Genomic DNA, 25,439 nt, shown 5'->3' on the forward strand with positions numbered 1-25,439 from the left:
AAGTGAAACCTGGGTGCAGGCCTTTGGGCCTACACCCAGGCTACATTTAATTTGCCTTAAAGCAGCCATTTGCTTTAATCCAATTGTTCGCCTTTGCGAGCTTCAGAAGAAAATTAAGGAATAATAACAGCGTATTTTACAAGCTCAGACAACTCATCGCCACAACGTGCATTAAGATAATAAGTATACCTTCCTGACTTGCCTGGTAGGGTAGTTTCTGTCCAAGTTAATTCTTTCCCCTCCCAAAGCGGTTGTTCTTGCCAATTTCTAACTTGGTAGTTGGTAATAGGGAGGCTTCCCTCAGGTTTTTGCCACTTAAGCGTGATACTTTTTTTATCTTTGCTGTAACTAGAGGAAATATTAACCGGTGGTTTGCAAACTGTCGGAGCAACTACTTTATAGCTCTTAATACTCTGCACAAACATACTTGCCGTTTTCATGTGCGGATTTGGTGGGCCTGCGTAAGGGCCGCCAATGGCTAGGTTAACAATTAAGTAATACCCGCCTTCTTGGGCATTAAATCCACGGCTTAATGCATTAGCACCATCTGCAGGTAATGAATCAGTTTTTAAAGGACCCCAAATTTTTTTATTATCGAAGTAACCGGTAATAATATAGCCATTTTTAGTGCTTTGCGAGTCTTTAGCCCATTCAAAACCCCATTTATGAAAACGACTATATAATTTTGCAGTATCTTTATAACTCACTAATCGATACCCCGGCCCCCGACAATCACCGCCATTGCAACTTGGATCTTTGCCATTAAAATGCAGTGCTGCCGTACTGACATCAAAGCTTGTGTTTTTAGGGTAGGCCTCCATAATATCGATTTCACCATTCGTGGGCCATTGTGTATCATTGGCAGGCAAAAGCCAAATAGCAGGCCATAAGCCACTATGATAACTAACAGGATTTGTTCGTGTTTCGCACAATCCATCATCACTTGTTTCACAGCGGGGTAACTTAGCTACGACTTCCAAATAGCCATGGGTTAACGTACTTGTGTCCCAAACTGCAGAATCAACAGGTGCGTTATAAGGTGGGGAAGTAAGATTCCTGCGGGTCATTATTTCACCCGCTTTCCAATAATTGTTATTCACTTTAGTTGCCATTAATTGCAACTGGCCTGGCGCATTGACTTCATCACAATAACGAGACACAAACGTTGCATCATAGACGTTAATTTCGCCTGATTTTCTATGGTCGTAATTAGTAGGTGCGTAATAATTTAAGCCCTCTTCATTTTGATCAGTTAAAATATTTCTCACTAAGCTGCATTGCTTAGTTTCATCAAAAGAGCAGGGCATGGTATAGGCAGGCTGTACTGCTAATAAAAAAGCTACGTGAGCGAATAGTTTTTTCATAACTTCCTATTATAAGTGGTTTCCATAAGATACCACTATATAGGATTTAATGGCTTAAGGGCAAATGCTACCTACTATCACTTTCTGTCACTTGAATGATTTCCATGCAGTTAGTACCGCCTGCTTCACCTATCACTTGGCCACGGGTTAATAACACAAAAGAATTAACTTTTAACAACTTTAATTTAATTAAGTGATTTACGACGGTTTTTTTAATAATGTCCAATGATAAAGGATGAAAATCATATAATATTGGGAAAATATTATTTACCAAACTTAGTTTATTAACTGTTCTAGGATTAGCACTGATAGCATAAATTGGTACTTTACTTTGATGGCGCGACATCCATACGGCACTAGCACCTGATTCAGTTAAAGCAACAATGGCTTCAATAGGAAAATGATTAGCAGTATACATGGTCGCCATAGCAATTGCTTGGTCAGCCCGGTCATAGTGGCCGGTGTCTTTTTCTGGCTTAGTATAAAGAAACGCCGCATGCTTTTCGGCACTTAAGCAAATCTTATTAACCATTTCAACCACCTTCACCGGATATTGCCCAGTGGCCGTTTCTGCGGAAAGCATCACAGCATCTGTGCCATCGAGAATAGCGTTAGCAACATCTGATACTTCGGCCCGCGTAGGCTGTGGTTGATAAATCATCGATTCCATCATCTGCGTGGCTGTAATGACAACTTTATCAAGTCGCCTTGCTTGCTCAATAATTTTCTTCTGAATAGCAGGCACTTCTGCTTCACCGATTTCAACACCTAAGTCACCACGCGCGACCATAACAGCGTCAGATGCATTAATAATTTCTGCTAAATTGTGCAGCGCTTCAGTGCGTTCTATTTTAGCAATAATAGGTATATTCGGTGCATTGAGCTTATCTAGTATTTGACGTGCCTCGGCAATGTCCGACTCATCTTGCACAAATGAAAGGGTAAGATAATCAACAGCCATTTCAACAGCCGTGTGAATATCCTCTCTATCTTTATCTGTAAGCGCCCGAGCAGCTAGCCCGCCACCTTTGCGGTTTAAACCTTTATTATTTTTTAGAATGCCACCTTCGATGACTTTACAAAAAATACGCGGTGCTTCTACACTTGTTACCTTTAATTCAATTAGCCCGTCATTAAGTAATAGCGTGTCTCCAGGGGCGACTTCATGACAGAGAGCTGAGTAACTTACTCCTACAAATGTGTCATCTCCTAGCTCTTTGGTTGCGCAATCAAGAATAAATTGCTGGTTAGGAACAAGGTTGATTTGGTTTGAGTGAAATTTACCAACTCGCAACTTAGGCCCTTGTAAATCCGCCATGACTGCTAATGGTCGATTTAATTCATATGCAATGGCGCGTGCTGTTGTGATAGTCGTTAAGACTGATTGATCAGCGTGCGAAAAGTTAACCCTTAATACATCAACACCCGCCGCTAAAATAGCACGTAATGTATCAGCTTGGCTGCATGCAGGACCCAGGGTAGCAACAATTTTAGTTCGTCGATGTAGCATAAGCTCGTTCTTCCAAGATAGCCACAGATGGCAAGGTTTTTCCTTCAAGGCACTCAAGAAATGCGCCACCACCCGTGGAGATATATGATAGTTGTTCCGTTAAATTATATTGATCAATAGCAGCTAATGTATCCCCACCGCCAGCAATTGAAAAAGCGTCACTATCTGCAATCGCGATAGCTATGGCTCGGGTGCCATATGAAAATTGAGCAAATTCAAAGACACCTACGGGGCCATTCCAAATAATTGTTTTAGCCTCATCAATAATATCTAAGTAACGCCCAACTGTATCAGGACCAATATCCATAATCATGTCATCGCTGGCAACATTTGTAAGCGATTTATTAAAAGCAGGGCAGTTTTCATTAAACGATTTACCAACAACCACATCAGTTGGTAAAACAATCTGACAGCCATGGTGAGCCGCTAATTCTAAAATTGCTCGTGCCTCATCAAGTAAATCATCTTCACAAAGTGATAAACCTATTTCATAGCCTTGCGCTCTTAAAAAAGTATTAGCAATACCACCGCCAGGAATGAGGTAATCAACCATCTCTGCCAAATGCCTAAGCAGTGTCAATTTAGTGGATACTTTTGCACCGCCCACAATTGCCACAATTGGCTTTGCAGGGTCTTTCATGACTGTTTCTACCGCTTCTAGTTCACGCACCAGTAAAGGACCTGCTGCAGCGATGGGCGCAAATTTTGCAATACCATAGGTAGATGCTTGCGCGCGATGCGCAGTGCCAAAAGCATCCATAATAAAAATATCGCATAACGAAGCTAATTGCTTTGCAAGTTGCTCATCGTTATTTTTTTCGCCACTATTAAAACGTACATTTTCACAAACGACTAATTCACCAGAATTGATAGAGAGACCCTGTAAATAATCTTGTTCAAATCGCACCGGCGCATTTAAATGCTTAGCCAGATAGTCAGCAACTGGCTCAAGAGAGAAGCGTTTTTCAAATTTTCCCTCTTCAGGGCGCCCTAAATGAGATAGAACAATAACAGCAGCGCCTGCATCAAGTGCGTTTTGTAATGTGGGCAGCGCTGCTTGTAATCGCTGATCACTGGTAATGATCCCATCTTTAATAGGCACATTTAAATCTTCGCGAATTAAGACGCGTTTATTACGCAAATCTAAATCGCTCATTTTGATCAAATTCATGATTACATCCTTTAACAACTCATCATACAGCTAGCAGTATCAAGCATGCGATTTGAAAAACCCCATTCATTATCATACCAAGCAACCACTTTCACTAAATTACCCAGTACTTTTGTCTCATTGGTATCAAAAATAGCAGAGGCTCGGCAGTGATTAAAATCACAAGAAACTAAAGGCTCATCGTTAATATGTAAAATATCACTTTTAGCACGACGCATAATATCATTCACTTCATCTGCATTCGTATTTCGCTTTGTAGTGAACGTTAAGTCAATGACTGACACATTGAGTGTCGGAACCCGCATTGCGAAGCCATCTAACTTACCATTTAATTCAGGTAAAACTAAGCCAACAGCTGAAGCTGCGCCTGTTTTTGTAGGAATAATTGAATGAGCAGCTGCACGTGCTCGTCTTAGATCACTGTGGCTACCATCAAGTAACATCTGATCATTGGTATAAGCATGAATTGTGTTTACTAAACCATGCTCAATCCCTAGCGCTTCATGCAAAGGTTTAATAACAGGTGCTAAGCAGTTAGTGGTACACGAGGCATTAGAAACAATAGTATCGCTTGTGCGTAAGGTTTGGTGATTTACCCCATAAACAATCGTTGCATCAACGTCTTTTCCTGGTGCAGAAATTAATACTTTGCGGGCACCGGCATCAATGTGTTGAATTGCTTTTTCACGGGTGGTAAATAAGCCTGTGCATTCTAAAACGATATCAACATTTAACTCTTTCCAAGGTAATGCTTTAGGATCGCGTTCAGCAAGAACACGAATAGCTTGTCCGTCTATTAAAAATTGATCATCCTCAACGTTGACTTCATGATTAAAACGACCATGGGTGGTGTCATAACGAGTCAGGTGCGCTATTGCTTGAATACTAGATAAGTCATTAATAGCAACAATATTAAATTCATTTTGGCGACCAGATTCATAAATCGCACGTAAAATACAGCGGCCAATACGTCCGTAGCCATTAATTGCAACTCGCAGAGCCATATTACTTCTCCAGAATGAAAGATTCCATAGACCTCTTACCTAACTGCCATCTTTTGCTTTATTGCGACGTTATAAATGGTTCTGCGGCTTAACATTTACTCAATGTAAACGCCGCTTCTCGAACCTTTATGCCTTGCACTAAAGCAAAAGCGACCGGTTATGGACGAGGGCTAATGTAATTTGATTAAAGTTTGTTAATAACACTAATTAAATGTTCTATTGTAATGCCTAAGTAAGCATAAGCTTCTTCAGCTGGTGCAGATACCCCAAAGCGATCTAACCCAATTACCGCGCCATCTAAGCCAACAAAGCGATACCAATAGTTAGTTGCTGCTGCTTCAATAGCAACCCGTTTACGAACAGCATTGGGTAAAACATGTTCTTGGTAGCCTCTATCTTCTGCAAGAAAACGCTCACAACAAGGCATAGAAACAACTCGAATTTTTTTCCCTTGTTGGCTTAATTGATTTGCTGCCGCTATTGCTATTTGTACTTCAGAGCCTGTTGCTAACAGAATAATCTCTGGCCTACCTTCGCAATCAGCAATGATATAACCGCCACGACTAATGCTTTCAAAAGCGTCCGCCTGATGTTTTAAAGCCGGTAGATTTTGCCGAGACAGCAATAAAGCCGATGGGCCTGTATGATGACTGAGAGCACAATACCAAGCGACAGCAGTTTCAGTTAAGTCCGCAGGTCGCCAAACTTGCAAATTAGGCGTCATGCGCAGCATTGCTGCATGCTCAACCGGTTGATGCGTTGGGCCATCTTCACCTAACCCAATGGAATCATGGGTAAAAACATAGATAACGCGCTGCTTCATTAAGGCGCTTAAGCGAATAGCATTACGCGCATAATCAGCAAAGACTAAAAAGGTGCCGCCATAGGGAATGAATCCACCATGCAGTGCTAAGCCATTCATAATGGCTGCCATGCCAAATTCCCGCACACCATAAAAAAGATAATTCCCTGAGCTGTCTTGAGCGGTGATAGGCTTAGTGCCTGACCAATTGGTATTGTTTGAACTGGTTAAATCAGCAGAGCCACCTAACATTTCAGGAAGAAATTTAGCAAAATGTTCAATACAGGCTTGCGAACTCTTACGAGTTGCCATGGCTTTATCTTGTAAACGGCATTCATTAATAAAATCTTGGCCTAAGGTATCCCAAGTATCTGGTAAATCGCCATTAATACGTCGTAAAAATTCTTGATATAGCTCACTATGTTGCTGCTCATAACGTTGACATAGCACTAGCCAATTATTTTCTTCGTGTTTACCTTGTTCGATATGACTCCATTGGGCATAAATGGTATCAGGAATGGTAAAAGGCTCATGTGACCAGCCTAATTTCACACGTACTTGTTCAATATTAGTATTGCCTAAGGGTGAGCCATGACATTTTTCACTACCGGCAACTGGAGAGCCATACCCAATAATTGTTCTACAAATAATTAAACTAGGTTTGCCTGTTTCCGTACGTGCTTTTTTAATGGCCTCTTCAATCGCATCGGGATCATGCCCATCTATTTGCTCAATAACATGCCAATTATAAGCCCTAAAGCGACTCGCTGTATCATCTGTAAACCAAGCGTCAACTTTACCATCAATGGAAATGCCATTGTCATCATAAAAAACGATTAATTTCCCTAGCTCTAAGGTTCCGGCGAGCGAGCAAACTTCATGCGATAAGCCTTCCATTAAACAGCCATCACCAATGAAGGCATAGGTAAAATGATTAACTAATTCTAAGCCTGGTTGGTTGAATTGCTTAGCTAAAACTTTTTCCGCAATAGCCATACCTACGGCATTTGCTAAGCCTTGAGCAAGTGGGCCTGTTGTTGTTTCAACGCCAGGGGTATCAGCATGCTCAGGATGACCTGGTGTTTTAGAGTGAAGTTTACGAAAATGCTTTAAGTCATTAATTGTTAAATTATAACCTGTTAAGTGTAATAAAGAATAAAGAAGCATCGAGCCATGACCATTTGATAGCACAAACCTGTCACGGTCAAACCAGTAAGGATTACTTGGGCTGTGTTTTAAAAATTTTTGCCATAGAACGGTTGCAATATCTGCCATACCTAAAGGCATCCCAGGATGACCTGACTGGGCTTGCTCAACAGCATCAATACTTAAAACGCGAATTGCGTTTGCTAATTCGTCTGTAAAACTCATTTATTCTCTTAGGTTATCAGCAAAGTGGTTATTGTCGCTCAGAAGTTATCATTCAGCAAGTTACTACATTAGTAAATATTATAATCTAATTGTCTATAAAAAGTATTTTTTATCCTTAAATTAAGCAAATTTTAGCTGGCTCAACTTTGAAATCGCTTGCCTATATTACCCGCTTAGCGATTAAAGTGATTTTAAAAATAAAATATGTTTAAATAAAGCCCATTTATTGAAATTAATGTCAAAATTGGTGACAATTTTGCGTTGCCAATACTTTCAGGAGTAGTATGACAGCTGTAATGCGCCACCTGCAAGAAACAATAAAAATCACGCCATTGGATAAAGAGAAATTAATATGGAACCTGCGTGATAAAATAAAGGCTAAGAAAAAAGAGTTTTTTATTCCTTTAGTTAAAAACAATAAATACGCCTTGCTGGATTTACAGTACAGCGTGCTCTGTACTCAATTAGTGCATAATTATACACGTGCAAATTATAACCAGGAGCAATTAAAGGAAGAATTAATTACAGCGCTGATGCTCTCTGAGTTATTAGCTCATTTATATCAATATTACTTAAACGTGCCACGCGAAGTAACGCGTTTACAAAATGAGCAAAAAATTTATCGCCAACTACTTCAACAAGCAGGTATTAAATTTCCCGATATCTCGCCACTTGATATTGAGTCTTCTAATAATCTGACGCAAAAAGTTCGCGGCAACGTCAAAAAAGTAAATTGGCCACGCCTTATTATCATTCGCAGCAAGCGTGTATTAGATACGATTGTTCCTGTAGCGAAAGAATTTGAATTGTTTTGTGAGTCAATGAAGACTTTCAATAAATATGCTAATCCCTTTTTTGCTTACCTAGGTTGGGTATTTTTTATTCCACGCTTGTCTACGAACCTTTTTTTATTATTTAAACATTTACTGCCTGGTTTTTGGATGAGTGAGGAGGAAAAAAACTTAGGCTGGACTGCGCGATTAAATGCGCAATTAAATCGTCGGTGGTTTGAACTCTTTAATGATATCGCTTGGATGACAGGCGGGTTTTTAAATTGCTTTGTTTTGGTAGGCGCCTTAGCACCGTTTGGTATCTATCTTAATGTTGCACTTTTTGCCTATGACATCCTTTTAGCAACTATCAAAGCTGCTGTCGAAATTAAGCGCTTACAACAATTAAGAAATGACTATGAAAAGCTTGCTGAGCAGATTAGAAAAGAAGGCTCACCAGAAGACTTGGTAGAAATTTATGAATATCAAAAGCAGTTAGATGAAAGAATCAATTATGAATATAAAAAGGTAATATTTGGGATATGCAGTACGACGGCCCTCTTTGTAGCAGCCTCGCTTGCTCTGCCTTTATTTGCAACGATGGGTATTGTTCCTGTTATTAGCGCTTTGCTTGTTCTGGCCATTACCGTGACAGGCTATCTCGTGTGGCAAGCCATTGAGGCGCAAGAACCAGCAAAAGAAATTAATAAATTAGCAGAAAAATCGTCTGTGTTAGTTACGCATAGTTTCTTTTCTCAAGGCACAAAAGAGCGTAGTAAATTAATAGATTCAGAAAACTTAGATAAAGAAGCAGAGCCAGAATTAGACCCTGTCACTTTTTCGTTTCCGCAGTTTTGATAAGCATGGAGTGAGATAGAAGATAATGCTACAATTTTTTTCTTTTTACCGAGAAAAATTATGCCACAGGCTCACCTACCCACTTTTAGCGATCTTAAGCTTGAGACATTTGTTGAACGATTAGATGCGTTATTGCAGCAAAATTTGCAAAAAATTACTAAATTGCTAGCGCAGCCAGGGCCCTTTACCTGGGAGAATTTAATGCAACCGCTTGAGGATTTAGACGACGCTTTGGAAAAGTTTTGGTCGCCTATGTCGCATTTGCATGCTGTGGTAAATTCTAAAACCCTACGCGACTGTTATCAAGCCTGCTTGCCGAAACTTTCTGCTTATGAAGCTGCAATTGGCCACAACAAAGCATTATATGACGCGATTCGCTCAATTGATGAAGAAGATTTAAATATTATTCAACAAAAAATCGTGACTGATGCGCTGCGTGATTTTGAATTGTCAGGTGTTGCTTTATCGAAAGAAAATAAAGAACGATTTGAAGCTATTCAAACTCGTCTTTCTGAGATTTCTAACCAATTTGAAAATAATGTATTAGATGCAACACAAGCGTTTAGCGTGCATGTGACCGATGTTCGCAGATTAAAAGGATTGCCAGAACATGCTCTGCATACTGCAAGAGAGTTGGCTATTGAAGAAGGATTAGACGGCTGGGTTTTAAATTTGGAATTTCCAAGCTATTTAGCTGTCATTACTTATGCCGATGATCGGTCGTTACGCGAAGAGTTTTATTATGCCTATGTGACCAGAGCATCCGATCAAGGCCCTTATGCTGGTCATTTTGACAATAGTGCTATTATTGATGAAATGTTAGCTCTGCGCCATGAAAAAGCGCAATTATTGGGTTTTGCTAATTATGCGGAATTATCCTTAGCCACTAAAATGGCTTCATCAACTACAGATGTAGTGCAGTTTTTATTGGATTTAGCAAGCCGTGCCCATGCCCAAGCGCAACAAGATATAACAAGTTTAAAACAATTTGCCAAAGAACAATATCGATTAGAGCATATTGAACCCTGGGACATTGCCTATTTATCTGAAAAAATGCGCCATAAGCATTACGATCTATCGCAAGAAGATTTACGCCCTTATTTTCCATTAAATAAAGTCATGTCCGGCTTATTTACAATTATTGAGCGTTTATATGGTATTCGCCTTGATGTCGTACCTAATGTCGATACCTGGCACCCTGATGTTATTTGTTATCGGTTAACCGATGAAGCCAATGAGGTGCGTGGTTTTATCTATATGGATTTATTTGCCAGGCAAAATAAACGTGGTGGGGCATGGATGGATTCTATGCAAAGCCGTCGCCGTTTAAATGGCAATAATATTCAGCCACCTATAGCTACGTTAACGTGTAATTTTGCTAAACCCAGTGCCAATAAAGTAGCTACCTTATCGCATGATGAATTATCAACTTTATTTCATGAGCTTGGCCACTGCCTCCATCATGTTCTGACCCGTGTTGAGTATTTAGATGTCTCAGGTATTCATGGCGTAGAATGGGATGCAGTAGAATTACCGAGTCAATTTTTTGAAAATTGGTGTTGGGAAAAAAGTGCGCTGGAATTATTGACTGAACATGTTGAAACGAAAGAAACACTACCTGCTAGCTTGTATGAAAAGCTCATGGCTGCTAAAAATTTCCAATCCGCCATGGCGATGATGCGCCAGCTTGAATTTTCACTGTTTGATTTTCGTATTCATCAAGAGTTTGCCCCTAACCAAACACATTTTATCCAAACCGTGCTAGATCAAGTACGTAAACAGACTACTGTGGTACCTATTGCCGATTATAATCGTTTTCAGCATAGTTTTTCCCATATTTTTGCTGGTGGCTATGCAGCAGGCTATTACAGTTATAAATGGGCTGAAGTCCTTTCAAGCGATGCTTTTGCCCGCTTCGAAGAAGAAGGCATTTTCAACCCCAAAACTGGCCGTGATTTTCTGCACGCAATTTTAGAAGTAGGCGGGGCAAAAAAAGCCAGCGAAGCATTTATAAGCTTTAGAGGAAGACCGGCTACCATTGATGCCTTACTACGTCATAATGGTATAGGTTAAAGGTTTGCATAACCTATCAAGATTACAAATCGCATGGATGCCGTGGTCAAGCCACGGCAATTCGTTTCTCTGACTTACTCTTTCATATCAACCGAACTGTAGTTTGACCACGGCATCTATTAGAAAGGTAGGTTGGGCTAAACGCAGTGCAGCCCAACAACTAATCGTTAGTCGGCGTTTCGCTTAGCCAGCCTAATTTAACAAGCAATCCTTTCGAGTGTGCCCATAACATTAACTTACATAGCGAATTACTGGCCTATGCATAAATAGAAATCAATAAATTATAGAAAATACAAAAATCAAAACCTTATTAATCATGCCACAGCCTCCGAATTACCGCGGCTCGACCGTGCTGTCCATTGGTATGGCTCAACAACTCAGGAACGCTTAAAGCTAAAATAAACAAATTTACTGCCTATTCATTACGTTTTTAAAATGCAATCTTTAAAAAATATGATATAATTAGATCAGTCATTTTTGGGGGCGACTTGGCTTCGACGCGGGTTGCAAAACCGGAGGTGCATGCCGAGAACTGAGAGATCTCTCGTAAATCATTCTCAATTAAATATAAATGCAAACGATGAAAACTTTGCAGGTGAAGCTATCGCTGCGTAAGCTTTGATAGCGTAACCGCACCGTGCGCTGCCATAAAACCAGCGCCCCGTTGACCGAGCTTGCTTATCGGTATCGAATCAACGGTCATAGAAGATAAGCTAGCTTCTTTGGTTGTCTTGCCCTTAGAAGCGAAACTAAAAGACTAGCTGTGTTCGATCCTGCTTGTCGGAGAGGCCACAGTGAAATTCAAACGGCAAAGCTAAGCATGTAGATCTAAAGGCAGAGGATTTGCGGACGCGGGTTCAATTCCCGCCGCCTCCACCATTTAAACTTCTAAATTCTTCCAATAACATCCAATAGGCCTTGATTATAAGGCTTTTTTATTTAATCTCTCTTCCAATAAATTCTAAAGAAAGCCCCCATATTCTAACTCTAAAATAGGGCCTTTGAGGTGGCTTTTTGATCTGTAATAAATGTGAGGCCCCCATGGCACTAAAAGTGAAAGATGTTAAGGATGCAGAACCAAGAGAGAAGCCTTGTAAATTAAAAGATGAGCGCGGCCTATATCTTTTAGTTAATCCAAACGGTTCGAAACTTTGGAGGCTTAAATATCGCTTTAATGGTATTGAAAAGAAATTATCTTTCGGAGCATTTCCTGAGGTAAGCGTGGCGAAAGCAAGAGATATGAGAGAAGATGCTCGAAAACATCTAGCTAATGGGGTTGATCCCGGAGCCTTAAAGCAATCAATCAAACGAGCAAATAAAGAAGCGGCGCAAAATAGACTGGAAGCAATTGCACGAGAATGGCATGTAAAATTTACTCCAAAATGGACTTTGGATCATGGGAAAAGAATTTTAATTCGACTAGAGCAAAATATTTTTCCTTGGCTTGGTAAACGGCCAATAAAAGAAATCACTGCACCAGATTTACTTTCAGTATTACGACGTGTTGAATCAAGAGGTGCTGTAGAAACAGCACATCGTATTTTACAGACCTGTGGGCAAGTATTTAGGTATTTTAAAGCCCACATGGTTTTCCTTCCAATGCAACATTCAATTTGCTCTGCTTAATAAGGTAGACTAGTTTTGAAAGCAAAAACCATTATGGGTCTTAGTAACATCTCATGTGATCATATTGCCGCAAAATTAAATAACTAATTGATTATATAATGTTTCTCATGTGCTAAAGGTATGATTTATGGCAATAGAGAGGCAATGGCTAGATTTAGCCTTACAACTTTTAGAAAAGAGTTTGAATCCACTGCCTCATGAACTCAATGAGTTGGACTGGAAGACTGATGTTTCAAGTAAGGGTGCTCCAAATTTAGCTAAACATATTTCAGCTTTTGCAAATTATACTCATGGTGGTTACTTAGTCTTTGGTATAGACGATCAGGGGCAAATAAATGGCCTTGATCAGAAAAAAATCAAAGATATTATTAGTAAACTTAGTAGTATCGCTAGAGAAGGAGTTGAACCTAAAATATCTATTGATCATGCTGTAACGGTTTATAGAGAAAAAACCTTGTTGTTTATCTATATTAAAGAATCTAAGGGAAAGCCAGTCCATATACGTGGTAAGGGCATGGAAGAATCCTATATAAGCAGTGGAGCATCCACTCATAAAATGTCGAAACAAGAAATAGGCTGGTGTTTATTAAGATCGAAGGTACCTAGTTTTGAAGAGCAAGACGCTGATGCACCTATATCAACAACGGAAATTCTAAATAAAATCGATGTGGTTGAGTTTTTTAAACTCTTAAAAATACCAATGCCTGGGAACGACGATACAGTAATACAAAAAATGGAAGAATACTGTCTTGTTAAGCTAGAGAATCATCAATATGTGATTAATAATTTGGGTGTATTACTTGCAGCAAAAAATATGTCCCATTTTTCTGGTCATGCAAGACGAGGTATTCGTGTAATTTGTTACAAAGGTTCATCAAAAGTTGAAGCAATCAAAGATAAAACCTTTAATCGAGGCTATGCAATTGGTTTTAATGAAATACTTGATTATATACAAGAGCAGCTACCTGGGAGTGAGGTAATTAAAAATGTCTTCCGAGAAAATGTGACTGTTTATCCTACTGTTGCAATACGTGAACTCTTAGCAAATGCAATGATCCATCAAGATTTTAGTATTGATAGTACTCATCCTAAAGTTGAAATTTTTTCCGATCGTATGGAGATCACTAATCCGGGTACTTTAATTGCGAAAACATCTGTTGATAGATTATTTGGTTCTACTAATCTTAGAAACGAATTACTTGCCAGAATAATGTATAAAACTCATATTTGTGAGGATCGAGGCAGTGGTTTAATAAGGACTTTAACAGCTATTGAATTATATGGATTACCACCACTTAGATTTGAAATTAGTACTACAGCTTTTAAAGTAATACTTTACGCCCCTAAAAACTATCAAGACATGAGTAAACAAGAGCGTGTGGAAGCTTGCTTCCAACATTGTATTTTAAAATATTTATCAAACGAAAAAATGACAAACGCATCTTTACGCCAAAGATTGGGGATTAATGAAAAAAATTATGCTCTTGCTTCGCGAATTATTAAAGATGCATTGGATCAAAATAAAATTAAAGTTGGTAACCCTGAGATTAAAAATGCAAAATACATTCACTATGTACCTTTCTATGCTTGATGAATTACAGAATACCAGACTTTTATGAGAAAATATTACGTTTGCTGTTCGCGAATAGAAGAACATTAGATAGGTGGAGTTCGGTTCAATTCCAAAGGTGATACTATATAAATGGTGGCCTTTTGCAAAACCACATTTAAATAATCATTTATTATCAAATAATTAAATGGCCAATGTGATTGTCGCCGCCCCACCAAAACCACAATCGTAGGTTGGGCCACACGGCCCAACAACTGATTACCAACTCCCACGCTATTCTATAAACTCAAAATCCAGCGACTTGCATTGCAGCTCAATAAAGCAAGTTTATGTTATAACGGCAATAGATTGGAAACATGATAAGTGCATCATATCAATTTATTATCTGTGGTAAGCTGTTAAGCGATAGGCATGGGAGAATTGGGACAATTAAGGTATGAGTTGGGGTAGGTGTTGGGCCGGGTGGCCCAACCTACTCGTAATGAGTAGAATATCTCCTAATGATTAATAAAATAGCTGCTTATTAATCATTTTTTTATGTTAAAATGATTAATAAAATCTAAGATTATTAATCATGACTTGGAATTGGCAGTTAAAAGATTGGCCAAATTTTACTTGGGATAAAGATAAATTATTACAATTTGAGCACTCTTTTATTCTAGAGGCTGGTATTATTATTGGTTCGTCTACTCATATTTCAAATGAGGACAAACAGGAATTATTTGTGCAATTGCTATCTACGGAGGCGCTGGATACTTCTTTGCTAGAAGGTGAGTATTTAAATCGTGAAAGTGTTCAGTCTTCTATTAAGCGGGAGCTGGGATTATCTGTTAATACCATAAACGCGACTCCTGCTGAAAAAAGCATCGCTTCTATGATGGTTGATTTATATCAAACAATTGATGAGCCTTTGACACATGAAATTTTATGTCATTGGCACAAGCTTTTAATGGGACATAATCATCGTATAGAGGTGAGCGGGGCATATCGAACTCATGAAGAACCCATGGAAATCGTATCTGGGCCTGATTATGCAAGAAAGATTCATTTTGTAGCTCCTCCATCAAAAACTGTGATGCCTGAAATGAGTCGTTTTATAAGATGGTTTGAAGAGACAGCGCCTAATGGGAATAATCCTTTACCTGCAGTGACAAGGGCTGGAATTGCTCACTTATGGTTTGAAAGCATTCATCCTTTTGAAGATGGGAACGGTCGAATTGGTAGAGGCATCTCAGAGAAGATTTTGTCGCAGGGATATGCAAGGCCAATGATAGTTGTATTGGCAAAAACATTGTTAAAAAAGAAGAAAGAATATTATGAGCAGTTAGGGAAAGCGAGTACTACATTAGATTTAAACGATTGGTTGCTATGGTTTGCTGGCATAGTTCTTGAAGCACAACAGAACACTAATTTGTGGGCTCATTGGATTGTTGAGAAAGCAGCATTTATGCGCAAAGCACAAAATCAGATTAACGAGCGGCAAGAAAAAATATTACTTCGTTTATTTCGTGCGGGCCCTGAAGGATTTATTGGTGGTTTGAGCGCAAAAAATTATATGAATATTACTGGCGCAACGATTGCTACAACCACAAGAGATCTACGTGATTTAGTTGAGAAAAACTTGCTTATAAAAACAGGCGAGCGTAAATCAACTCGCTACTATTTGAATATTACTATCTCTAATCGAAATCCATAATCTATTGCAATGAACAACTTAAATGTAGAGAATCATTCCTGATTAAGTTTTAGCTATGGAATATTGGCTGCTTACTTTAGCTTTAAAAATAAATATTTTTCAAAGCTAGGCAGGTAAATACAACCACGCCTCGCCAAAGCCACACTTGCTTTTTGATTAAGCAAAGCTTCTATCCTACTATTAATAGGTATCTCATAACTTAAGGATAAGAGTGATGAAGAAACTTAGTTTAATTATGGCAACTACTTTCTTATTTTCGCCTGCCGTTTTTTCAGGTGAAGCTAAAAATGCTTGCAAGGAGATTGCTAAAGCATGTGAAGCGGCTGGTTTTAAGGATAATGATAAAAAATTTTGGCGAGATTGCATGAGGCCTGTGATTTTGGGAAAAAAAGTTGACGGCGTAACTGTTGAGTCTACTCAAGTCACAACGTGTCGTGAGAGAAAAATTGTTCAACTTCAGCGAGAACTAAAAGAATTTCAGAGTGTTAAATAATTAATTTTTAGGTTTTTTACGTGTTAAGCGCACTTAAGTAATGCACAAAGGGCATAGATTAAGTTAAATAAAAATACTTAAAATATGCCCAGAAATAGTTAATCTAGCTTTAAAGAATTAATTAGCCATTTTTAAAGAAAAAGTGCTAAATTTTGCTGAGTTGTTAGCTATTTTAATAACAACCAGCACTCCGTTACTAATTCTGTTTCAGCAACTTCGTGATCAAAATTGTAATAACAAAAAATGCAGGGTAAATCGCCTAATTCTTCTCCAGATTTAGGTAGCCAATCACGATATAACCCATACACGGTATCGCCAATATTACCACGCGAACCTTTATGTATGGCTACTGCATAACGGCCAGCAGGTAATCGTTTTTCAACCAACTCGCCTTGAATTTTTAATTGTTCTGGTATAGTGATGCCAAGATCAAAGCGAAATTCTGCTGCCAGCGTTGTTTTGGGATCATCATAGGCAAAGCCAAAGGCATCTCCAGCTTTAGGTTTTAAGTTAATCGGTTGAGCTTTAGCCCAATTAATTAATTTATTAACGCTATCACCTAGTTTTGCAGGATCACCCTGGTGTTCTAGTACTGCTAGACGGCGTGCTTTAATATTTTTAATCGTTACAGTCATTATCATTTCACCTTGTTTAGACAAACAATATGGCGGTTGCTCCCACACTTGCCAGCTCGACTTCGCTCTAAATTCACTTGGATTAAGATGACAAGCTTGTTTAAATGCTCTCGTAAATGACTCATGTGATTCAAATCCGGCATTGATTGCAATTTCAATAATTGATTTATCTTTATCGACAATCAATTGGTGTGCCGCTCTTTTTAGGCGCAGCCAACGGATATATTGTTGCAAAGATAAACCAGTGTAAGCGGTAAATAAGCGATGAAAGTGATATTTTGAGAAGCAGGCTATGTTGCTCAATTGATTTAATGTGAGTTTTTCATCAAGGTGTTTACCAATAAAGTCAATTACTTTTTTTAATTGGCGCTCATAATTCATGCGTTTCTCAATTTCAGATCATTGCTTGATTTATAGGTTACTTTGTTTATGAACTTGTTATTTGACCATTATTGCTGAAATTAGTATAAATTGGTTATTCCCGGGTTAAAGCTTTGCTTTCACCCGGATTTTAATGTAATTAAAATAATTATAGGCTTAACCGGCCATCTGAGGCGCCTGGTGGGAGTGAATTAATACCGCCAGGGCAGAAAGTAACTTGATAGTTGGTAAAACCTGTTGGGCTTATGTTACAAGCAAATGAGCTTGATGGATCATCAAACTGGTATGCATAGGCCGTAGGGCAAGCATTTTTCAGCCATAAGATAGCATTAAGGGGTGTAGCAGTTGTTCCTGTTGTGGTAGTCCAATCGTTGTTAACATTAAGACAAGGTGAGGAAGAGGCAGTTCGCACAGGGCTAGATGGCGCATCCCAATTCACACAGCCACAGCAGGTTGGTAAATTAGAGGCAGGGTTATAGCAAGTATCGGCAGATAGATTTGATGTTGGAATGCATGCAAGTAAATTACCAAAAATGGCTGGATTAGCACCATTAAAGCCATAGTCTTTAGAAGATATAGCACTCATTGGTATTCCAATATTGTATTTGGCATATAAATTAGTGCTTCCCCATTGCCCAGCGCTAGGATAACCAAAATAATTGGCTAAGGTAGAGTAGCCAAGAAATTGCCCACAACGGCGATTAATTGGAGCATTTGAAGGTACGCTGCTAAATGCCATGCCACAAACATTTCCATTCGTACAATCCGCATTAGAATTACACGCTGTGTCAGGGCCAGCACTAACCCAGACAAAATCATAAGGACTTAAGTTTGAGAATGCAGGATTAAATTGCCAACTACAAGAGCCTAGCGGAGAACCTGTAGGCTGTAATACAGCACCTGCGCCTGTGCATTGAAATGGATTAGCAGGCGTTGTGGGACCTAGGCCTTTAATTTGAACGGGTACATTAAAACCATTAATTAGGGAAACATCATAAACGCCATCTGAGCCAGGTGCTGCAGATAAAGTAAATTCATATTTAGTAAATGGAGGGACAGGCTGGTCACGTGAGCCTCCTTGCTGTACACAGGTGCCAGATGTTGAGGTAAGTGTATTACACATACCCGTCTCGCAGGCAAAATTAGTACCATCAGAAGCACATCCTGTCCTTGCCCATATTGCACCGTTAACATAAGACGCAGCAGTGAGATCAATCGTACTTGGGGCCTGACCGGGTACTTGGGCAGCTAGGAAATAGGCTGAAGCAGGTGCAGGCAGATTAGGATTAGGATCTGGTGAGTTCGCTCCGGTACCATTTGCTATGCCATACCAAACATTAAACGGGCACTGATTTACAAAGTGAATATAGTGCGTCGTGAGAACATTACCTTTGACTTGAGCAGAAGTGCTGGCTGTGGCTGTTGAACCACCTGAAGGAACTCGTGCGGTAACTTTCATTGTAGTAGCTGGGTTTTGCGGGATAACCGATGCAAGCACATAGCAATCATTTTGAGGTGCTAACGTTTTGCCAGAGCACGTGTCGTATAAAGGTGAGGTTGTAATAGTAGCAGTTTGTCCCGAATTGGGGGTAAAGGTAGCTGCAATAGCCACTTGTCCTAACGTGGTTGATAAAGTAGCACAGTCATTCTCAAACACAAATTTAACTACATTATCAGCATAACGATAAGTCACGGATGGTAAAGGTAACTCAACATGGCCATTTGCAACACATGCACTGCTGCCACCTTGCAGTATTAACGTGTGCGCTGTAGGTAGGCTCGTTTTAGCACCGTAAACAAAAAGGCCTGTTACACGTGCTGTACCTAAATCAAGCGGCGTAAGTTTACCCTCAACCAGACAAGATTGATTTGGTGCTAAGGTAGTTGGTGCAGCAGCCGTGCCGCACGTATTATTAAGAATACTAACGATCGCTCTTGTATTAGGGGATACACTAAAAAGATTATTACCGGTTTGATCACCCGCATAGCCTACAACCGGTATAGCACTGGTATTAGTATAGGTTGCTGTAAAGTCAGGTGTTTGCAAGGGGCTTAGCGTTGTTTCACTCGGTAAACCAAAAATAGTACCTTTAACATGCGTTTTGGGAGGAACAGGGTTTTTAGTTGCTCGAGCTCGCAACGCTGGTAAGGGAATACGATTATTATGATACCCATAAATTAATTGGATTGTTGAGGTACCAGGATTTAATGGTGTAAAGGTAATTATAATCTGGCAGGTGCCACCAGGCATTAATACCTGATTAAGGCAATTATCAGCTATACTAAAGCCTTGCCCGGTTGTTTTATATGTTGTAGTAATAGGGACTTGAAATGGTAAGTGATTAGTTAAAGTATAAATGATACTCGATTGATTACCAATTTGGGTCGTACCAAATCCTGAAACGGGTAATAATGTTGATGAAACAGGATTAGACGTAGCATACACTGCTTTTACTAAGCAAAGAATGGCGAAAGTCAAACCGCAAATTATTTTTTTCATGTGAATTCTCAGAAAATTATTTAGTTAGCTCGATAGGCCTAGTTAGTTCAAATACATAACTCAGGGTGAGAAATAGAGCATTAACTTGATAGTCCTTAAGCTTTAATTTCTCTTGCGACCAGGTAGATTGCCCATAGTTTGAATAAACATCATTTAACTTTTGAAACTCATAGCTTAGTGATGTTACTAGCTGTTTACTCAGAGGAAAATCAAGGCCTGCGCCTAGACTATAGGCAAAGCGAGTTGTAGTTTGAGAACCAAAGGCAGGACTTATGCGTGGGGTAATATGAGCAAACGCTATCTCGCGGTAATTCATACCATGATTCCATGCAGCGCCTATGGCCCCATCGACGTAAGGAGAAAAACGAGAATATTGAAAAAGGTTAATCTTGGCAAATAAAGATATGATTTCATTACTTACTTCCCAATTATAGTGGTAGTTCTCAAATTCAGGAATATTGTATTGGGTGATGCGCTTACCAATATCTTCTTTAAAAAAATGTTGATAACGTAAGCCTAGAGACCAACTAGGAAACCAATGTTGCTCTTTAAACCAGCTATACCCTGTCGCCACGATGATAGCAGTTTTGCTTTTTTCTTCTATAGTAAATTTATCTATATTATAAGGGCTAGGGGCGCTTAAACCATTGGCCACATAAATCGCTGAGTTAATATCAGGTTTAATATAACCTGCTCCTGCAGTAATAAACCAACCAGAGTAACTGTTATTCGTAAGCTTCGCATCGTTTAATTTAGACTCAAGGTGTCCGTTAGCGAGCTTTGGGCTTCCTAACTCGTGAGATGATGCTGCTTGTCCATAAAGGCTTAAAAATAAACCCAAGTAAGCTATTGTTCGCTTTGTCTCATGCTTCCTAGCGTATTTCATTAATCACCCTAATCAAATCGATAAAATAATAAAAGCTATGTCTAAGTAATTTATAAAAAACCTGTTGCACAACGTAAGTTATTAATATCTTTAGAAAGTTTAGTCGCTAGAAAGTACGTTTAAATTTTAAAAAAATCAATCTTTATTTCATTTTTAAACTATTATGCAGCTGATGGTAAAATGCCATTGGGCACTACGTAATAATTTCTTAATAATTAACTGATATTATCCTAGAGGCTTTTTTTGAATCAATGCAATTTTTAAGGCCATTATTATTTATAATTTGATCAATTATAAGGTGTTTTAATTTTGAAAAAAATTGTGCTCGTAGCGATTAACTTAACTCATAATAAGGAGTTTGAGCAAAAAAGTTTTGATGAGCAATTAGCGACATTAGCTTTTTCGACGATGCGCAGTTATAAGGAAGCTAGAAAACGACATACGGATGCATTTGTTATTGTTGCTTGGCGTGAATATGGCCTTAGTAATCAACAAATTGTGGCACAAGACAATATCCATAAATTTAAAAATTTACTCGCTGATCTTACCAGTAAAAGGGAGCTGCTAATTATTGCTGGCAGTCTTGTCTCGCAAAAAAAAATTGTTGTTAAAGATAAGCAGGAAAAACTAGATCATATAACAGCAGCTTATGATCAGTATCAGTTTGTTAATACGCTAGAAAAGTTAACTCATAACAGCTTATTGTTTTTTAACTATAGAGAGCAATTTGCACTTGCAAAAGCACAAGATTATTTTAATAATTTTAAAAATACTTGTTACTTTTTTAAGCAAGGAGAGCAGGTATATCGTCGCCATAAAATCGCACCTTGTAAAGAAATCCCACAAAATGCTGATCAACAACCGAGTGCTTATACATTTAAAGAACAAGACTTTCTCTTTACTTTAGATAATTTGCCTGATTTCACAATAGGCATTGAAATTTGCTTAGAGCATTCATTAGGCGTTTTACATCATTTAGTGAAGGATAATACTCTAGAAGCACCTACACTACACCTTATTATCGCTGACTCTAACGTCATGGTGCCAGAGTATGCCTGTGGTGATTATACTGTGCGTATTGATTCAGATTCGAATGATTCAATTAATTTTGGTAGGAAGCCAAACGCTAGAGATGATTTTTTCTACGTTTATCAATACGATCCTTATCAAGACAGAAATCCCATTTTAAAGGAAGTCAACCCCGATATTTATGATTATCCTGAGGAAGTGACACAATTTATACTGTAACTTTTTTCTAAAAGTAAACTGGAAAAAAAGAATTGGAAATATTGCCAGTCAATCTATGCGTTAAAAATAATCTAACTATCAAACAGTTAATTGTGCTAAATTCGCTACTGCTATAATCAACTTACAACTCTTTTGAATAGCAGGAGAAAAAATGGGTAATAATGGTTCTCGCTCTGCCGAGATTAAAAGGCAAGAAGCACATGTTCACAATCAACTAAAAACAGACCCAAGAGCTAGTTATCTTAAAAAGCAAGGATATAGTGATGCTAAGTTGCTTTGTAAGTTTCGCCAAGAATATAACAACCCGTCTTGGAGAAATGGCAAACAGAAAGATAGTTATATTTTACAAAGTAAAATAGAAGAAGCTGAAAGAAAAACACATTATAAGCCCCGTTAAGTACATAGAGTTAGTACAGTAGCTCCTATTAAACTAGTGTAATAGGAGCTTATATTTAAGCATAAGTAAAAAATTATAATTTACTCTGCTTCTACCATGTGCGAGGTCTTATTAATAGCCAATAGAGGCGCAGCTTGGAATTAATAAGCTAGTCTAATGTCAAGTTTGGCTAAAGCGTGTAGCGTTTCAGGGAAATGTTCTGGATGCCATTGGTAAAAATCCTCTTCTTCTTCACCTTTAGGTGTGTCAATGAGGTTAGAGTAGCCAGGTTGATACTCACCGACATGGCCAAGTTCTTTAGAATAAACAAAAGGCCACGTGGCTAAGATGCTTGCTGTTGGATTGTTGCTTAAGCTCTCTTTATTGCTGTGAAAATGTTTAAAATTTGATAATGCTTGTTGTCTAATTTGCTGAGCGTATCGTTCAGGGTGAATAACACTTTCAGGATAGGTTTTGACAAATTCTTCCCCAAGGGTTACGCGATAATTATGAGTCCGTTGAGCAATGATTTGCTCCTGGCAGGCTTCTTCATACCCTGGTTCCGGGCGGCTAATAATGGCCAACTCACTATCGCCGCCATCCCCACGCATGCTTCGTTCATTAGCATTTGCACTACCACAAATCATTAAGTGATTATCTACTCTAAGGAATTTAGAGTGGACGTAAATGGGGCTTCGTTGAGCTGCTTCTATGAGTTTATTTCTATCAATTCCTTCTTGTGAAGCTAATTGCTTATATTCGGGTGTCTGTCCATGCCATTGTGCTAAGAAATTGAAAGAAATAAAATGCCACCATGGTTGTTGCGTGCGTTGTTCAATCTCATTCATTATCCATTTTATAGTCAACCATTGCAGCGCCCTAATCGAATCCATTTCTAATTTACCAGGTGCGCTATTAGCGTTAGGAAGCATAGGTAGCGTAACAAACACATGAAACGGTTCATTTGCATTAAAACGTTCTACAATTTTATCAACGAGCGCTTGGGGGATAGGATTAAATGCAGCGTGTTCTGGTTTGGCATGAATACCAGGCCCGCCAATTAAGTATTGTGATTCAAGTTCAATAACGTGTTGGGCTTCAGCAATAGCGTCTTTATAACCTATAGCGATGCTTTTTTCATAAGGTTTTGCAGCAGCCCAAAAACTGCTATGCGAAACGGACATCGTAGAACGTAAAAGCTGTGATTGCCATAAGGAGTTAGGCGAAGAAAGCTTTGTATAATTTAGCAGTTGCGTATTGCCTATATTGCGGCAGAATCGGGCAAAACTACAATAATTATATTTATCCTTAGTCCATTTATTCCAAAATTTTAATACGCCATTGTTTGCATTGTGCCACGCTGAAGCAAAATCATTAAGCATGTCAGCGACCACAGGGCCAATGACTTGCTGATGGGTATCTCGCCAGCCATAGGCGTTAGCAGCCCTTTGATTAGAATGACGGAAGTCATCCATACGATCGCGTGATAGATCGAGTCCGCCATAAAAAGCTGTTAACTTCCTTTTTTTAGTACCGTCATTAAGGGTAAATTCGGCATCGGTAATCACTGCTTTGGTGTGGTGCGTGTTAAAATTACGGGTATGATTTACCGCGCGAAATTGTAAATTAGGTAAATCAGCTAAGCCATTTTTAAGCCCTTTTTCTTTTGCAATAGCATCCAAGTAAGCGATAGAGTCATGATGATAAGTTAATTTATTATCCCAAAATTGTGCCCATACTTTAATAGCAATCACCAAGTTAGGATTATCTATCGCTTTTTGTACCAGTACTTTTCCTAATGTATAGGGAGATTTTTCATGTTCTTCTGCGGTTTTTAGGGTAGGTTGCAGGTAATCTAGGTGCAGGTTAATTTCCCAGCCAGCGACACAAATAAGATACTTTGCATTCTGAATGCTGCGCATAATAGAAGGAAAAGCGCCTTTAAGTTGTGCTTGTGGGGCAGATATGTCTTCGTATGCATTTAGAAAATGAATGATCTCATTTCCTTGCCTTGGTGGCGCATGAGCAGGTTTAATTTCTAGCGCTTCTATTTCAAAGCGCGTATTTTCTAATTCATCAAAATGTTTATCATCAAGGTAATAAATATTGTTTCTTTGTACTTTTTTAAATAGCTTAATTAAAACATTATATTGTGACACATAAATTTGTCGCGACTTTGCTGTCGTGGCTTTATCAATGTGATCTTTTAAATCTTCTAAAAACGCCTTAATAAATAAATAAAGTTGGTGACTTTTTGCGGGATTCCCAGGAGAGATAGCTAATAATTGTTTATGATTTTTGGCAAAATGAATAAAGAGCTTATTTTTACGATTTGTATTAATACTATTTTTAATTTCTGTTAGCAATTGCATGCAATCTGTTTGTAATTTTTCTTCTAAAATAAACATCAACTTATTAACCGATACATTAATTGATTGCTTATTATGTTTAGGCAGCACAGGTGCTATTTTTTCTCTAATAAAAGAAATGAAGTGCTCTATTGTTGATTTTACTTTATTTAAATAAATTCTAAGATGAGCATGGTGTGGGTTAAACAGCTTTTGTATTTTATGTACTTGCTTATGAAAATGCTTGATTTCTTCTTCTGAAAAGTAATCTTTGTTAGCTGCTAATATCACTTCTAAATTAGCTAAGGTTTGAAATAATTGCTTTTTTTTAAGCGTAATCAATGAATTTAAAGATAATAGAATACGGTGCAGAACTTTACGTTTATCAGCATGCATTTGACTGTCTTTATTGCGTATGTAGTGCAGATGCTTGCTGAGCTGTTGTTGATAGCTTACTATTTCATAAATCGTTAATTCATTTTCTGCTTTTTCAAGTTTAGTTAAAATAGCTCTGGTTCTACTAAACCAACCCTTATAAGCATTCTTCGCTAATGACGTATCATCATTGTCTTTAAGATACGAGCTAGCATTGAGTCGAATTTTAGCAATATCAGCTTGAATAGGGCGTATTTTTACTGAAAAAAAATTATGCGTATACATTATGAATTTCTCTGCAAATAAAAGAATTTTGCTTTATAGCCATTATTACCTTCTTAATTTGTACTACTGTTTCATAATTTCATCTGCAAAATCATTA

17 protein-coding genes and 1 other RNA gene are annotated in these 25,439 nt (G+C 38.5%); 9 read left to right on the top strand and 9 right to left on the bottom strand.

Features of this window, described 5'->3' with window-relative positions; translation table 11 throughout:
• Positions 1 to 113: 113 nt before the first annotated feature.
• From DYE47_RS00855 to tkt, 5 genes are all read right to left on the bottom strand, one after another.
• Positions 114 to 1,364, bottom strand: coding sequence for a glycoside hydrolase family 16 protein (locus DYE47_RS00855; RefSeq protein WP_115301462.1), 1,251 nt, complete (start codon positions 1,362 to 1,364; stop codon positions 114 to 116).
• A gap of 67 nt (positions 1,365 to 1,431) precedes the next feature.
• A complete protein-coding gene (pyk, locus tag DYE47_RS00860; protein ID WP_115301463.1) occupies positions 1,432 to 2,874 on the bottom strand; it encodes a pyruvate kinase in 1,443 nt (480 codons plus the stop codon).
• The gene (locus DYE47_RS00865; RefSeq protein ID WP_115301464.1) at positions 2,855 to 4,045 is read right to left on the bottom strand and encodes a phosphoglycerate kinase; all 1,191 of its coding nucleotides are present in this window, start codon (positions 4,043 to 4,045) and stop codon (positions 2,855 to 2,857) included. Before DYE47_RS00865 ends, pyk begins: the two co-directional genes overlap by 20 nt.
• 11 nt (positions 4,046 to 4,056) lie before the next feature.
• Complete coding sequence (gene gap, locus DYE47_RS00870; protein ID WP_115301465.1) at positions 4,057 to 5,049, bottom strand: type I glyceraldehyde-3-phosphate dehydrogenase; 993 nt, start codon at positions 5,047 to 5,049, stop codon at positions 4,057 to 4,059.
• 184 nt (positions 5,050 to 5,233) lie between these two features.
• Positions 5,234 to 7,222, bottom strand: a complete 1,989-nt coding sequence (gene tkt, locus DYE47_RS00875) for a transketolase (RefSeq protein WP_115301466.1) — start codon at positions 7,220 to 7,222, stop codon at positions 5,234 to 5,236.
• A gap of 284 nt (positions 7,223 to 7,506) precedes the next feature.
• Between tkt and DYE47_RS00880 the strand changes: the two genes are divergently transcribed.
• The 7 genes from DYE47_RS00880 (at position 7,507) to DYE47_RS00910 (ending at position 16,308) form a co-directional block, all read left to right on the top strand.
• Positions 7,507 to 8,850: a hypothetical protein gene (locus DYE47_RS00880; protein ID WP_115301467.1), complete on the top strand. Its 1,344-nt coding sequence runs from the start codon at positions 7,507 to 7,509 to the stop codon at positions 8,848 to 8,850.
• Between the two features lie 60 nt (positions 8,851 to 8,910).
• A complete protein-coding gene (locus DYE47_RS00885) occupies positions 8,911 to 10,923 on the top strand; it encodes a M3 family metallopeptidase (RefSeq protein ID WP_115301468.1) in 2,013 nt (670 codons plus the stop codon).
• Positions 10,924 to 11,402: 479 nt separating this feature from the next.
• Positions 11,403 to 11,802: a transfer-messenger RNA gene (ssrA, locus tag DYE47_RS00890) on the top strand.
• Positions 11,803 to 11,976: 174 nt separating this feature from the next.
• Positions 11,977 to 12,549 carry a tyrosine-type recombinase/integrase gene (locus DYE47_RS00895; protein ID WP_160149815.1) on the top strand — a complete coding sequence of 191 codons (573 nt, stop codon included), beginning with the start codon at positions 11,977 to 11,979 and terminating at the stop codon, positions 12,547 to 12,549.
• A 127-nt stretch (positions 12,550 to 12,676) separates the two neighbouring features.
• Entirely contained in the window at positions 12,677 to 14,140 is a 1,464-nt protein-coding gene (locus DYE47_RS00900) for an ATP-binding protein (protein ID WP_115301470.1), read from the top strand.
• 553 nt (positions 14,141 to 14,693) lie between these two features.
• Positions 14,694 to 15,815, top strand: coding sequence for a Fic family protein (locus tag DYE47_RS00905; RefSeq protein WP_115301471.1), 1,122 nt, complete (start codon positions 14,694 to 14,696; stop codon positions 15,813 to 15,815).
• Between the two features lie 214 nt (positions 15,816 to 16,029).
• Positions 16,030 to 16,308, top strand: a complete 279-nt coding sequence (locus tag DYE47_RS00910; protein ID WP_115301472.1) for a hypothetical protein — start codon at positions 16,030 to 16,032, stop codon at positions 16,306 to 16,308.
• A gap of 167 nt (positions 16,309 to 16,475) precedes the next feature.
• On the opposite strand, the gene DYE47_RS00915 is transcribed toward DYE47_RS00910, so the two are convergent.
• The 3 genes from DYE47_RS00915 to DYE47_RS00925 form a co-directional block, all read right to left on the bottom strand.
• Positions 16,476 to 17,324, bottom strand: coding sequence for an AraC family transcriptional regulator (locus DYE47_RS00915; RefSeq protein WP_115301473.1), 849 nt, complete (start codon positions 17,322 to 17,324; stop codon positions 16,476 to 16,478).
• A 148-nt stretch (positions 17,325 to 17,472) separates the two neighbouring features.
• Positions 17,473 to 19,824, bottom strand: a complete 2,352-nt coding sequence (locus tag DYE47_RS00920) for a thaumatin family protein (protein WP_115301474.1) — start codon at positions 19,822 to 19,824, stop codon at positions 17,473 to 17,475.
• Between the two features lie 16 nt (positions 19,825 to 19,840).
• On the bottom strand, positions 19,841 to 20,710 hold the full coding sequence (locus DYE47_RS00925; RefSeq protein WP_115301475.1) for an outer membrane protein: 870 nt from the start codon (positions 20,708 to 20,710) through the stop codon (positions 19,841 to 19,843).
• 309 nt (positions 20,711 to 21,019) lie between these two features.
• Here DYE47_RS00925 and DYE47_RS00930 point away from each other — a divergent pair, with 309 nt between their 5' ends.
• Together DYE47_RS00930 and DYE47_RS00935 are read left to right on the top strand one after the other, a co-directional pair.
• A complete protein-coding gene (locus tag DYE47_RS00930) occupies positions 21,020 to 21,958 on the top strand; it encodes a hypothetical protein (RefSeq protein WP_115301476.1) in 939 nt (312 codons plus the stop codon).
• Positions 21,959 to 22,109: 151 nt separating this feature from the next.
• Positions 22,110 to 22,355, top strand: coding sequence for a hypothetical protein (locus tag DYE47_RS00935; RefSeq protein ID WP_115301477.1), 246 nt, complete (start codon positions 22,110 to 22,112; stop codon positions 22,353 to 22,355).
• Between the two features lie 140 nt (positions 22,356 to 22,495).
• Here DYE47_RS00935 and DYE47_RS00940 read toward each other — a convergent pair whose 3' ends face one another.
• Positions 22,496 to 25,342, bottom strand: coding sequence for a hypothetical protein (locus DYE47_RS00940; protein ID WP_115301478.1), 2,847 nt, complete (start codon positions 25,340 to 25,342; stop codon positions 22,496 to 22,498).
• Positions 25,343 to 25,439: the final 97 nt, after the last annotated feature.

This window comes from Legionella beliardensis (genome assembly GCF_900452395.1).
Lineage (GTDB): Bacteria > Pseudomonadota > Gammaproteobacteria > Legionellales > Legionellaceae > Legionella_C > Legionella_C beliardensis.